Annotated in this window: 10 protein-coding genes and 1 riboswitch; of the genes, 8 read left to right on the forward strand and 2 right to left on the reverse strand. The window is 72.3% G+C overall.

Annotation, left to right across the window (positions count from 1 at the left end):
* The first annotated feature begins 167 nt into the window (after positions 1-167).
* Positions 168-323, forward strand: a riboswitch (cobalamin riboswitch).
* A 188-nt stretch (positions 324-511) separates the two neighbouring features.
* The 5 genes from metE to ACGF8B_RS29765 all read left to right on the forward strand — a co-directional run bounded on the left by metE (position 512) and on the right by ACGF8B_RS29765 (position 6,590).
* Positions 512-2,836 carry a 5-methyltetrahydropteroyltriglutamate--homocysteine S-methyltransferase gene (metE, locus tag ACGF8B_RS29745; protein ID WP_392744710.1) on the forward strand — a complete coding sequence of 775 codons (2,325 nt, stop codon included), beginning with the start codon at positions 512-514 and terminating at the stop codon, positions 2,834-2,836.
* 736 nt (positions 2,837-3,572) lie between these two features.
* Positions 3,573-5,153, forward strand: a complete 1,581-nt coding sequence (aceB, locus tag ACGF8B_RS29750; RefSeq protein WP_392744712.1) for a malate synthase A — start codon at positions 3,573-3,575, stop codon at positions 5,151-5,153.
* Entirely contained in the window at positions 5,150-6,031 is an 882-nt protein-coding gene (gene folP, locus ACGF8B_RS29755) for a dihydropteroate synthase (RefSeq protein WP_392744715.1), read from the forward strand. Before aceB ends, folP begins: the two co-directional genes overlap by 4 nt.
* A 113-nt stretch (positions 6,032-6,144) precedes the next feature.
* Positions 6,145-6,393 (forward strand): hypothetical protein, encoded by a 249-nt coding sequence (locus tag ACGF8B_RS29760; protein WP_392744718.1) that lies wholly within the window; start codon positions 6,145-6,147, stop codon positions 6,391-6,393.
* Positions 6,394-6,413: 20 nt separating this feature from the next.
* Positions 6,414-6,590 (forward strand): hypothetical protein, encoded by a 177-nt coding sequence (locus tag ACGF8B_RS29765; protein ID WP_392744721.1) that lies wholly within the window; start codon positions 6,414-6,416, stop codon positions 6,588-6,590.
* A gap of 157 nt (positions 6,591-6,747) precedes the next feature.
* Here the strand turns inward: ACGF8B_RS29765 and ACGF8B_RS29770 are convergent, their stop codons facing one another.
* Entirely contained in the window at positions 6,748-7,533 is a 786-nt protein-coding gene (locus ACGF8B_RS29770; protein ID WP_392744724.1) for a hypothetical protein, read from the reverse strand.
* Between the two features lie 424 nt (positions 7,534-7,957).
* Between ACGF8B_RS29770 and ACGF8B_RS29775 the strand changes: the two genes are divergently transcribed.
* From ACGF8B_RS29775 to ACGF8B_RS29785, 3 genes are read left to right on the forward strand one after another with little or no spacing between them, the layout of a single operon-like run.
* Positions 7,958-8,449, forward strand: coding sequence for a hypothetical protein (locus ACGF8B_RS29775; protein ID WP_392744726.1), 492 nt, complete (start codon positions 7,958-7,960; stop codon positions 8,447-8,449).
* Complete coding sequence (locus tag ACGF8B_RS29780; protein WP_392744729.1) at positions 8,431-10,674, forward strand: tetratricopeptide repeat protein; 2,244 nt, start codon at positions 8,431-8,433, stop codon at positions 10,672-10,674. The genes ACGF8B_RS29775 and ACGF8B_RS29780 overlap by 19 nt, the downstream gene beginning before the upstream one ends.
* A 52-nt stretch (positions 10,675-10,726) precedes the next feature.
* Complete coding sequence (locus tag ACGF8B_RS29785; RefSeq protein ID WP_392744731.1) at positions 10,727-12,271, forward strand: phytoene desaturase family protein; 1,545 nt, start codon at positions 10,727-10,729, stop codon at positions 12,269-12,271.
* Positions 12,272-12,281: 10 nt separating this feature from the next.
* Here the strand turns inward: ACGF8B_RS29785 and ACGF8B_RS29790 are convergent, their stop codons facing one another.
* Positions 12,282-13,256, reverse strand: a complete 975-nt coding sequence (locus ACGF8B_RS29790; protein WP_392744733.1) for an acetylxylan esterase — start codon at positions 13,254-13,256, stop codon at positions 12,282-12,284.
* Between the last annotated feature and the right edge of the window lies 1 nt (position 13,257).

Here is a 13,257-nt window from a genome sequence, read left to right on the forward strand (position 1 = left end):
GACCTGCCTGACGGGTCCGGCCCCGGCCGAAGCACGCACCGCGGCCCTCGCCCGTCGCGTCTCATTTCCGACGTCCGACATGTGGACCGCTGTACTCGCGCCTCGGTGGAACGGCCTAGGGTGGCCGGTGCAGCTGGTTCGCCCCGTCCGCCAGGCGGGATGCGTCGTAAGAGGGAACCCGGTGGGAATCCGGGACTGCCCCGCAGCGGTGAGCGGGAACGACCGCCGTCATACGCACTGGGATCGGACAACGGTCCTGGGAAGCGACGGCCAGTAGGTGCCCGCCGGGAGACCGGCAGGCGTGCCCGCGAGTCCGAAGACCTGCCCGTTGCCCGTGCGCGGCCGATGCCGTGCGCGGATATCCCGGTGACCTCGTGGGCGGGTCGGCGTACACAGCGAGCGGCACGTGCGGCCTTGATTCCGTTGCGTGGTCCGTGTGTTCTGTCGTTCCCTTCGCGTCCGCGTCCCGTCGCCGGGATGTTCCTGGACACATCTCGCGAAGGAGAGTTCCGTGACAGCGAAGCCCGCAGCCGCGACAGTACGAGCCACCGCGTACGGCTACCCCCGCCAGGGCCAGAACCGCGAACTGAAGAAGGCCGTCGAGGGCTACTGGAAGGGTCACGTCACTGCCGACGCCCTCCGGGGCGCCGCCGCCGAACTGCGCCGCTCGAACTGGCGGCAACTGGCCGAGGCCGGCATCACCGAGGTACCGACCGGCGACTTCTCGTACTACGACCACGTGCTGGACACCAGCGTCATGGTCGGCGCTGTCCCCGCACGCCACCGCGCGGCCGTCGACGTGGACGCCCTGGACGGCTACTTCGCCATGGCGCGCGGCACCCAGGACGTCGCCCCGCTGGAGATGACCAAGTGGTTCGACACCAACTACCACTACCTGGTCCCCGAGGTCGGCCCGGACACCGTCTTCACGGCGGACTCGTCCAAGCAGGTGGCCGAGCTGGAGGAGGCCCTGGCGCTGGGCCACACCGCTCGGCCGGTCCTCGTCGGCCCGATCACCTACCTCCTGCTGGCCAAGCCGGCTCCCGGCGTCGCCGCCGACTTCGAGCCGCTGACCCTGCTGGACCGGCTGCTGCCCGTGTACGCACAGGTTCTCGCCGACCTGCGGGCCGCCGGAGCGGAGTGGGTGCAGCTCGACGAACCGGCGCTGGTCCAGGACCGCACCCCGGCCGACCTGAACGCCGCCGCCCGCGCCTACCGCGAGCTCGGCGCCCTGACCGAACGGCCCAAGCTGCTCGTTGCCTCGTACTTCGGCCGGCTGGGCGATGCGCTCCAGGCCCTCGCGGCCTCTCCCGTCGAAGGCATCGGGCTCGACTTCACCGACAGCGGCGCGGCCAACCTCGACGACCTGGCCTCCGTGGGCGGCCTGCCCGGCAAGCGCCTCGTCGCGGGTGTGGTCAACGGCCGCAACATCTGGATCAACGACTACCAGAAGTCCCTGACCACTCTTGGCACCCTCCTCGGCCTCGCCGAACGGGTCGACGTCGCCGCCTCCTGCTCCCTCCTGCACGTCCCGCTCGACGCCTGGGCCGAGCGGGACATCGACCCGCAGGTCCGCCGCTGGCTCGCCTTCGCCCGCCAGAAGACGCAGGAGATCGCCACCCTGGCCCGCGGACTCGCCCAGGGCACCGCCGCGATCGCGCCCGAACTCGCCGCCAACCGCGCCGACCTGGCCTCCCGGGCAGCCTCCGCCCTCACTCACGACCCGGCCGTTCGGGCCCGCACTGCCGCCGTCACGGATGCCGACGGGCGTCGCGCCCAGCCGTACGCCGAACGTACCGTCGCCCAGCGGGCGCACCTGGGCCTGTCGCTCCTGCCGACGACCACCATCGGGTCCTTCCCGCAGACCGACGAACTGCGCGTCGCCCGGGCGGACCTCCGCGCCGGGCGGATCGACGCCGCCGGGTACGAGTCCCGCATCAAGGGCGAGATCGAGGAGGTGATCTCCTTCCAGGAGAAGACCGGCATCGACGTCCTCGTCCATGGCGAGCCCGAACGCAACGACATGGTCCAGTACTTCGCCGAGCAGCTGACGGGATACCTCGCGACCCAGCACGGCTGGGTGCAGTCCTACGGCACCCGCTACGTGCGGCCGCCGGTGCTGGCCGGGGACATCTCCCGCCCCGAGCCGATGACCGTCCGCTGGACCTCGTACGCCCAGTCCCTGACCTCGAAGCCGGTCAAGGGCATGCTGACCGGCCCGGTCACCATGCTCGCCTGGTCCTTCGTACGCGACGACCAGCCACTCGGCGAGACCGCCATCCAGGTCGCCCTCGCCCTCCGCGACGAGGTGAACGACCTGGAGGCGGCCGGAACGTCCGTGATCCAGGTCGACGAGCCCGCTCTGCGCGAGACCCTCCCGCTGCGCGCCGCCGACCACGCCGCCTACCTGGGCTGGGCCACCGAGTCCTTCCGGCTCACCACCAGTGGCGTCCGGCCGGTCACGCAGATTCACACCCACATGTGCTACGCCGAGTTCGGCGACATCGTTCAGGCCATCGACGACCTCGACGCCGACGTCATCAGCCTGGAGGCCACCCGCTCCCACATGCAGGTCGCCCGCGAACTCGCCGCCCACGGCTACCCCCGCGAGGCCGGCCCCGGAGTCTGGGACATCCACTCTCCGCGCGTTCCCAGCACCGAAGAAGCCGCGAACCTGCTGCGCACCGGCTTGAAGGCGATCCCCGCCGAACGGCTGTGGGTCAACCCCGACTGCGGTCTGAAGACTCGCGGCTGGACCGAGACCCGCGCCTCCCTGGAGAGCCTCGTCGCTGCCGCGCGTGAAGTCCGTACGGAGCTGACGACCGACAACTCCTGATCAATCATGTCGCGGGGGGGGGGGGCCCCCCCCCCCCCCCCCCCCCCCCGCGGCCCGCCGCGCCGCGCCCCCCCCCCCCCCCGGCGGGCCCCGCCCCCCCCGCCCGCCCCCTCGCTCGGCCCGCCGCCGCCCGCGGGCGAGACCCCCGCCCCCCCCCCACAACAAAACCCCCACCCCCCCGGGGGGCGGCGCCCCCCCCCCCCCCCCCCCCCCCCCCGCGACAGGCCAAGAGAGACGGGACGGACCCGCCACGGCGGGCCGAGCGACGGAAGGTCACCTGTGGCCGGACACAAACCCCGGCACATCGTGGCCGACGGGCGGCCCATGGTGGCGCTGACGCCCAAGGAATACGGTGAACTGGCCGCCATGCGACGCCAAGTCGGCGGAATGGGATCCCGGCTCCGCGTCGTCCGCGACGAACTGGTGGCCCTGTCGGGCTTCCTGGAAGCGCTGGTGCGAGCACTGGAGGCCGAAGGGCCGTCCGCGCGACGGACCGATCCCGACAGCCGGGTTCAGGCACTGCTGGCCACCACACCCCGACTGCTGGGGCAGGCGCGGAGCATCGCCGGTCGACGACGGGGCGGTCCCGCACCGCGCCCCGTGCAGCAGGCGGGTGGGCCGAAACCGGCAAGTCATCCGCTGACGGCCGGCACCCGTCGCGCTCCCGCGCTTTCCGTCACGTCACGCTCGCCCCGCCCGTCCAGCCCGTCCCACTCGTCTCGCTTGGAGAGACCGTATGCCACCGCCAGCAACCTTCCGTCGCGCCGAGGTTCTCGGTGCTCCGGGTCCCCGTTTCGAGGAGATCCTCACCTCAGCGGCCCTGGACTTCCTCGCCCGGCTGGATTCGGCCTTCGCGAAGCGGCGCGCAGACGTCCTCACGGAGCGCCGCCACCGTTCCGACCGGCTCGCCTCGGGTTCCCGCCTGGACTTCCCCCGAGCCACCTCGGCGGTACGCGACGACACGAACTGGCAGGTCGCTCCTCCCGCACCCGGCCTGACCGACCGCAGAGTGGAGATCACCGTGCCGCCCGAGCGGGGTGCGGCGCTCGACGCCCTCCACTCGGGTGCGCAGGTGTGGACGGCCGACTTCGAAGACGCCACGTCCCCCACCTGGGAGAACGTCATCGCGGGCCAGTTGACGCTGCTCGATGCCGTAAAGCACCGGAGCGACTTCGCGCCCTCGGAAGGAGGGGAGGACCGGCTGCCCACCATCATGGTCCGCCCGCGAGGCCGGCACCTGGACGAGGCGCACCTCACGAACGACGGACGGGCGTTGCCGGCCGCGCTCGTCGACTTCGGCCTGTACTTCTTCCACTGCGCGGTGCGGCAGATCGACCAGGGCAGCGGCCCGTACTTCTACCTGCCCAAACTGGAGAACCGGCACGAGGCACGCCTGTGGAATGACGTGTTCGTCCTCTCCCAGGACCTCCTCGGGATCCCGCAGGGCACGATCCGGGCCACCGCGCTGATCGAGACCGTCCCGGCGGCCTTCGAGATGGAGGAGATCCTCTACGAACTGCGCGAGCACTCCGCAGGGCTCAACGCCGGACGCCGGGACTACCTGTTCAGCCTGCTCAAGACCTTCGGATACGGCACCGACTTCCTGCTCCCGGACCGGACCGCCGTCACCATGAACGCCCCGTTCATGCGGGCCTACGCGGAACTCCTCGTCCGTACCTGCCACCGCCGCGGCGCGCACGCCATCGGCGGCATGGTCACCCACGTGCCGGGCGACGACCCGGCGAACCACCGTGCTGTGCGGGCCAAGGTGCGCCTCGACGCCGGGCGCGAGGCTGCGGAGGGCTTCGACGGCGCGTGGGTGGGACACCCCGCACTGGTACCCGTGTGCCGCGAGGCATTCGACGGTGTGCTCGCCGGCCGGCCCCACCAGATCGAGGACCGACGAGCGTCGTCGGACATCCAGCCGTCGGACCTGCTCTCCGTCAGGCGGGCCGTTGTACCCCCGGTCCCGGAGGGCATCCGTACGAACGTCGCAGTCGCACTCAGGTATTTCGATGCCTGGCTGCGCGGACGCGGAGCCGTGGCTCTGGACGGACTGCTGGAAGACACGGCCACCGCCGAGATCACCCGCACCCAGCTCTGGCAGTGGCTGCGGCACCGGCTGATCGGCCGAGACGCGCTGCTCGGACTCATCGATCAGGAGTGCTCTGCCCTGGTCGGCGAACGCCCTGACGCACGGGTGGCCGAGGCCCGCGAGATCCTGGAGCACACGGTCCTCAGCCGGGAGCTGCCGGCCTTCTTCACCACCGAGGCGTACCGTCGGCACCTTGTCCACCGGGCGGAGTCTCCATCATGAGCACCGCCGTACACAGGTCCGACCGCCGCCGCGGACGCGGCGCCGTCGAAGGCCTGCCCGACTGGGACCGCTGCGCGGTGATGGGCGTCGTCAACGTGACCCCGGACTCCTTCTCGGACGGCGGCCACTGGTTCGACACGGCCGCTGCGGTCAAGCGCGGCCTGAGCCTGGTGGCAGACGGCGCCGACCTGGTGGACGTCGGCGGCGAGTCGACCCGGCCCGGTGCCTCCCGCGTCGACGAGGACGAGGAAATGCGGCGGGTCATCCCGGTCGTCCGGGAGCTGGCCGCCGAGGGAGCACTGGTCTCCGTCGACACAATGCGCGCCACCGTCGCCCGGTGTGCCGTCGAAGCAGGAGCAGTGCTCGTCAACGATGTCAGCGGAGGACTCGCCGACCTTGGCATGATCCCCACCGTCGCTGACTGCGGCGTCCCCTTCGTGCTGATGCACTGGCGCGGCTTCAGCCACGACATGAACAGCCGGGCCGTCTACGGCGACGTGGTGGCAGAGGTTGTCGCGGAACTCCAGGACCGCGTCGACGCCGCGCTCGCCGCCGGCATCGCGGCGGAGCGCCTGGTGGTCGACCCCGGCCTCGGATTCGCCAAGGAGGCTCGCCACGACCTTGCCCTGGTGGCAGGACTGGCCGACCTCCGCACCCTCGGCCGCCCCGTCCTGGTCGGCGGCTCCCGCAAGCGGTTCCTAGGACACGTCCTGGCGGGGCCGGACGGCACACCACCACCAGCTCGTGCCAGGGACGCGGCGACATCCGCGTTGTCCGCCATCGCCGCCCACGAAGGCGCCTGGGCCGTCCGCGTCCACGCCGTACGGGCGACAGCGGACGCGGTCCGGGTCGCCCGCGCGCTCACCCCTCCGGAATGAGGCGTCGATCGGCTCACCTGGCGGTCCGGGCTGCTCCGACACAGCGCTGTCCTCCGTCCGTCCAGGCCTCGACTTCCCCACGGTGTGGCTGCCTACTGGGGTTGCAATTCCCCGTGCGGCGTGTCATCGATCTGCTCGGCTCGAATCAGGTGATCAGCGACTTCGAGGTCGGTGCGCCCGCGCACCACGACCGGTATCTGACGTTCGGCTCGGACGGCGGGATCATGCTCCGGGACGGGGCGGTGACGGCGATCCTCTTCCATGTCCAGCCCACCGGGGCGGCGCCGCGCGGCTTCACGGGGCTCAGCACCCTGATCCCCGGGCTGAGTCGGGGCGCAATCGAGAAGCCGGGTCGAGGCTGATCCGCCTGGAGACCGCCGAGGTGAGGCGGTACGAACGTGACGGCGAGGCCTATCTGTCCCGGCTTCAGGAGGCGATCAACCGCACCTGGACGAGCTGCGACGATCCGTGGCGCTCGCGCGACCTGACGCGCAGCGGGATGTCGGACGAGGAGGCCATCGAGGCGAGCCCGGCCGCAGCGCGGGAGGAACAGGCGTGAGCAGCCGGAGCGTCATCCCGCCCGAGACGGTCGCGCGGAGGAGAGCACCCGCCGAGCGGTGGGACGACCGGCACGGGACCGGCAACGGGAACCAAGTCCCCTCGCGCGCCCCGGACACCGTGCCGCGTCGGCGGGCCGTTTCCGGCCCGCCGCGTGGTCACTTCACCGTGACGGCGTCGCCGGTGGCGACGACCTTCATCGTCGTGGTCGTCCCGAGGAAGGCCCAGCGCCAGCTGCCCGAGGCGGTGGCCTTCACCGTGGCCCGGAGGTGGCCCTTACTGTCCGTGGTCGCCGTCTTCACGGTGCTGTACCTGCCACCGGGCTTCTTGTACTGCAGCTTCACCACCTGCTTGGTGAACGCGTGGTACTTCAGGTCCGTCCAGTTGGCCCGCGACAGCTTTCCGGTGACGGTCAGCGTGCCGCCCTTCCCGACCGGTTCGGGCGTGGCGACCGTGGTCAGGGTCGCGGCGCGCTTGACCTTGAACAGGGCGATGCGGTCGGAGATCCAGTAGCTGCTGTCGTTGGCCTTGACCGTGGCGTTGACCTGCCAGGTCCCCGCGACCGCGTTGGCGTCCCAGCCCTCGTTGCCACTTCCGTAGAAGTCGATCCAGGTGGGGTCGATCCGCATCGTCGCGGTGCACACGGACGTCGTCGAGCTGGTCTTCCGGCACGTCGTCCCGAGGTGGTCCACGGGCCCGTGACCACCCTTCGTGGTGAACGCGGACACGTCGGTGACCCCCTTCACCCCCGAGTTGTCCTTGATGGTCATGGTGATCGGGAACTGCTTGGGGGCCTTGACCCCGACGATCACACTGTTTCCGCCGTTCACCACGGTCTTGACGACCCGGATGTCGCCCCGCCCCTCGGCATGCGCGGCCGGCGCCACCGTCATCCCGATCGCCACCGCCGCCATCACGGAGGCCACCTGCATTCGTCTGTGCATGTCCCACCCCTGTTCTCCCCGCCCGATGGCAGGGAGGGACAGATTAACGATCACCTCGCTCGGGCCGCGCCGGCCCCGGCCGTCGGACCGCGCCCCAGGTCAGCGCGGCCCGACGACCGGGGAGCCCGTTGCGGTCACCCTGGGGCCTCTCGTTCGGATCACGCCGGGCTCGTGTGGCCCGGTGCCGCGCCCCGCCGCGTTGTCGTCGGTCGCCAGGGCGCCACCCCGACTCCCTCCTCCGCCCTGCGATGCACGACACCGGGCCCCGTTCCCTGATCCGGCCTGATCCAACGACGGACCCCGGAGGTAGGCAGGTGCACCGCAACGGGCCCTCCGGGCACCCGCGCACGCACCCCTGGGAGATGTCGGTGCCCGCACGTATCCTTCGCGTGAGTAAGTCGCCAGGCGGGGAGGTGCGCACAGCATGGCGGACGCCGACCCGGGGCTCTTGGGGCCCGAATCCGTGACCTGGCAGATGCACGGCGACCCGATGACGTGGATCGCAGGGGTCCGGGCGCTCCGCCTCCAGGCGCTGCATCCGCGCGCCGTGCGCGGCGGCACGCAGAACCCGGATGCGCGGGCCCCGCTGTGGCGGCGCGTCGCGGCACTCGCCCACCGGTCACTGCTCCCGTACGCCCACGAGCTCCACGGCAGCCCCGTCGCACCGGTGCACACCGTCGACCGCCGTCCGCGCACCGCCGGAACCGTGCGGGGCCGCATCCCCGCCCGGCGCCGCCGGCGACTCCCGACCGGTCACATTCCGAACGCGATGGCCCGGCTGGGTCCCGGCAGCCGCCCCACCCCGTACAGACTGCGCGGCGGGGCCGCCATACTGGACGGGCCGGGGAGGGCGCAGCAGCAGACAGCAGGCAGAACAAACGGGGGCGACAGCAGGCGATGGCGGACACCAGGCTGATCCAGAGCCGGTACCGACTGCTCGATCTGATCGGGCGCGGAGGCATGGGAGAGGTGTGGCGCGCCCGCGACGAATCGCTCGGCCGCCATGTCGCCGTCAAGTGCCTCAAGCCCATGGGGTCCCAGCACGACCAGTCCTTCACCCGCGTCCTGCGCGAACGCTTCCGCCGCGAGGCCCGGGTCGCCGCCGCACTCCAGCACCGGGGCGTCACCGTCGTCCACGACTTCGGCGAGCACGAGGGCGTCCTCTACCTGGTCATGGAACTCCTCGACGGGCGCAACCTCAGCCAGCTCCTGGAGGACAACAAACAGCACCCGCTGCCGGTGCCCGACGTCGTCGACATCGCCGAGCAGGTGGCCGACGCCCTCGGCTACACCCACCAGCAGGGCATCGTGCACCGCGACCTCAAACCCGCCAACATCATGCGGCTGGCCGACGGCACGGTGAAGATCTGCGACTTCGGTATCGCCCGGCTCGGCCACGACATCGGCTTCACCTCCCGCCTCACCGGCACCGGCATCGCCATGGGCACCCCGCACTACATGTCGCCCGAGCAGATCAGCGGCGGCCAGATCGACCACCGCAGCGACCTCTACTCACTGGGCTGCGTGCTGTACGAGATCGCCACCGGGGTACCGCCGTTCGACCTCGACGACGCCTGGGCCGTCCTGGTCGGACACCGCGACACCCAGCCCCGGCCGCTGCGCACCCACCGGGCCGAACTCCCGGGCTTCTTCGACCGTGTGGTACTGGAACTGCTGGCCAAGACCCCCGAGGAGCGCCCCTTCGACGCGGGCGACCTCCGGCAGCGGATCGCCGTCGGCCGTACCGGTGAGCAGCCGCACCTGCCGCCCACCGGGCAGGTACCGCTGGCACCGCCCGTTCCCGTCGTACGGCCGGGGCAGCAGCTGCCGGCCTGGGCCCACTCCATGACGATCGGTCACAGGGCGACCGGCACCCACCCCGGGTTCGCCCCGCCCGATCACTGGGCCGGGCTCACCGGCGAGTGGACCACCGGCACCGATCTGCGCGGCCCGACCGGTGAACTGCCGCCGGCCGGGGCCGAGCGGCCCACCCCGTCGCCGGAACTGCTGTCGGTCCTCGCCAGCCGGCACAGCGCGGGACTCAACCTGGGCCGCCTCGGCCACTGGGAGGAGGCCGGCGAAGTACACCGGGCGGTCGCCGCCGAACGGGAGCACGCCCTCGGCCCCGACCACCCCGACACACTCGCCAGCCGGTACGAGATCGGCTTCACCCTCAGCCGCACCGGACGTGTCCCGGACGCCCTGCGGGAGTTCGACCGCGTCGCCCGGGGCCGCGAGCGCGCCCTCGGCCCCGACCACCCGGAGACCCTGGCGGCCCGCCAGGAGACGGCGTACGTGCTGGGCCGGCTCGGCCGGCACTTCGAGGCCCATCAGGTGTACGCGACGGTTCTCGCCTCCCGGGAACGGTCGATGGGCCCCGACCACCCCGACACCCTGCGCTGCCGCCACAACCTCGCCTTCAACCTCAGCCGCCTCGGGCGCCTGGAGGACTCGTACCGGATGGCCAGGGACGTCGCGTCGGCCCGCGGCCGGCTGCTGGGCGCCGACCACCCCGACACCCTGGTCACGCTCTACGAGGTGGCGTACACCCTGGGACGGCTGGGGCGCTGGACGGAGGCCCTGCAGGCGTACCAGGAAGTCGCCCGGGCCCGGTCGCGGTCGCTCGGCGCCGACCACCCCGACACACTCTCCGCCCGCTACGAGGTCGGCATCAGCCTCGGCCGGCTCGGCCGCAGCGCGGAGGCCCTGGAGCTGTACCGCGCCCTCGTGGCGGACCGGACCAGGGTCGGCGGTTCCACCGACCCGGAGACGCTCCGTGCCCGCCACGGCCTCGGCGTCAACCTGGGGCGTCTCGCCCGCTGGGAGGAGGCGCTGGCCGAAGCGCGCGACGTGTGCGCGATCCGCGAACGTGTCCTGGGCCCCGACCACGCCGACACCCTCGTCAGCCGCCGAGAGGTCGCCGTCGGCCTCGGCTGGCTCGGCCGCTGGGCCGACGCCCTCACCGTCTACCGCACGGTCGCCGCGGCCCGCGACCGGCTCCTGGGCCCGGGCCACCCCGACGCCCTCGCCGCCCGCAACGACGAGGCCCACTGCCTGGAACAGCTCGGCCGGGGAACGGAGGCCGTGGAGCTGTACCGACAGGTCGCGGCGTTGCGCGGCGGACAGCAGCCACCGCACTGAACGGGCACCGCGGCCTCTGGTCAGCGGTGAGCGCGCCGTGCTACGAAGGGTCATGCCCGCACCCGACAGCTATGACGCAGTGATCGTGGGCGGCGGCCACAACGGTCTGGTCGCCGCCGCCTACCTCGCCCGTGCCGGACAGTCCGTCCTGGTCCTGGAACGCTTGGCCACCACCGGGGGAGCGGCGGTCTCGACCCGCCCCTTCGACGGGGTCGACGCCCGCCTGTCGCGCTACTCGTACCTGGTGTCGCTGCTCCCGCGGAAGATCGTCCGCGAGCTCGGACTGGACTTCACGGTGCGCAAGCGGACCGTCTCCTCGTACACCCCGACCGTGCGCGGCGGCCGCGCCACCGGACTCCTCGTCGGCGGGAAGGGAACCCGGGACTCCTTCGCCGCGCTCACCGGATCCGACCGTGAGTACCGGGCGTGGGAGCGGTTCTACGGCATGACCCGGCACGTCGCCGAACGCGTCTTCCCGACGCTCACCGAGCCGCTGCCCGACCGCGACGCGCTGCGCGGGCGGATCGACGACCCGCAGGCCTGGCGGATGCTCTTCGAGGAGCCCGTCGGCGTCGCCGTCGAGCAGAACTTCGCCGACGACCTGGTGCGCGGAGTCGTCCTCACCGACGCTCTGATCGGCACCTTCGCCGACGCGCACGATCCCTCACTGCTCCAGAACCGCTGCTTCCTGTACCACGTCATCGGCGGCGCGACCGGCGACTGGGACGTCCCCGTCGGCGGGATGGGCGCGCTCACCGACGCCCTGGCGAGGGCCGCCCGCGAGGCCGGGGCACAGATCCGGGTCGGGCACGAGGCGACCCGGATCGAGACCGACGGAACACGCGCCGAGATCACCGTCCGCTCACCCGGCTCCGAACACGTCGTCGCGGCCCGCAAGGTCCTGGTCAACGCCTCGCCGCAGGCGCTCGCCGCCCTCCTCGGGGACGAACCGCCCGCCCCGGCCGAGGGCGCGCAGCTGAAGGTGAACATGCTGCTCACCCGGCTGCCGCGGCTCCGCGACCGCTCCGTCGACCCGCGCGAGGCATTCGCCGGCACGTTCCACATCGCCGAGGGGTACGGGCAGCTCGCCGACGCCTACCGGGACGCGGCTGCGGGGCGGCTGCCCGCCGCCCCGCCCTCCGAGATCTACTGCCACTCGCTGACCGACCCGTCGATCCTCGGTCCGGATCTGGCCGCCCGGGGCTACCAGACCCTCACCCTCTTCGGTCTGCACACCCCCGCCCGGCTCTTCGCCGCCGACAACGCGGCGACCCGCGCCGAACTGCTCGCCGCGACGCTCGCCGAGCTCGACGCGCACCTGGAGGAGCCGGTCACCGACTGCCTGGCCCGCGACGAGAACGGGGAACCGTGCATCGAGGCGAAGACCCCGCTCGACCTGGAGCGGGACCTGCGGCTGCCCGGCGGCCACATCTTCCACCGGGATCTGGCCTTCCCGTACGCCACGGAGTCCACCGGCCGGTGGGGGGTGGAGACGGCGCACGCCAATGTGCTGCTGTGCGGGGCCGGTGCGGTGCGCGGCGGCGGGGTCAGCGGGGTGCCCGGCCACAACGCCGCGATGGCGGCGCTGGGCCGGTGACCGTGGTGCGCTACCCGCCGAACACGCCCCGCAGCGCGCCGAGCTTGCGCGGCAGGTCGTACTCGGCGCCGCCCTCGTGCCCGTTGTACGGGAACACCTCGATCTCGGCCGGACCCGCATAGCGGTGGTAGGCGGCGAACACCGTGGACGACGGACAGATCTTGTCCATCAGACCGACCGAGAACCACGCCGGGGCACTCGCCCGCGCCGCGAAGTTGACCCCGTCGAAGTAGGACAGCGTCTCCATCGCCTCGTCGATCCGGAAGCGGTGCCCGGACAGCCAGCGGGCGATCTCCGCGTACGGTCCGGCGTCCGTGATCTGCGAGGCGCGCCGGTAGTGGCAGAGGAACGGCACATCGGCGACGGTGGCCGCGATGTCGTCCCGCAGTCCGGCGACGGCCAGCGCCAGCCCGCCGCCCTGGCTGCCGCCGAGGACGGCCACCCGGGAGGCGTCCACCGCCTCATGGGCCTTCGCCGCGTCGACCGCCCGCACCGCGTCCGTGATCAGCCGCCGGTAGTAGTGGCGGTAGGGGTCCTCGATGCCGCGGGTCAGGAAGCCGGGCGAGGAGGAGCCGTGCCCGTCCGGACCGATGTCCGCAGTGTCCGCGGTGTTCTTGCCGCCGCCGCCCTGGCCCCGGTTGTCCATCACCAGATGGGCGTAGCCGAGCGCGCTCCAGGTCAGCCAGGAGTACGGGATGCCCCGGCCGCCGTTGTAGCCGATGTACTGCACCACGGCGGGCAGCGGTCCGGAACGCGTCTTCGGCAGCATCAGCCAGGCCTTGACCGGCTGCCCGCCCCAGCCCCGGAACGTCACGTCGAACACGTCGGTGGTCGCGAACCCGGCGTCGTACGGAACGAACTGGGCGTCCAGGTCGTGGCGGGCCGTTTCGGTGAGCGTCTTCTCCCAGAAGGCGTCGAAGTCGGCCGGCTCCTCCGGCTCCGGCCGGTAGTCGCGCAGCCGGTCCAGAGGCATGTCGAACAGCAAG

The sequence above is a fragment of the Streptomyces sp. NPDC047917 genome, assembly GCF_043204345.1.
Classification (GTDB): domain Bacteria; phylum Actinomycetota; class Actinomycetes; order Streptomycetales; family Streptomycetaceae; genus Streptomyces; species Streptomyces sanglieri.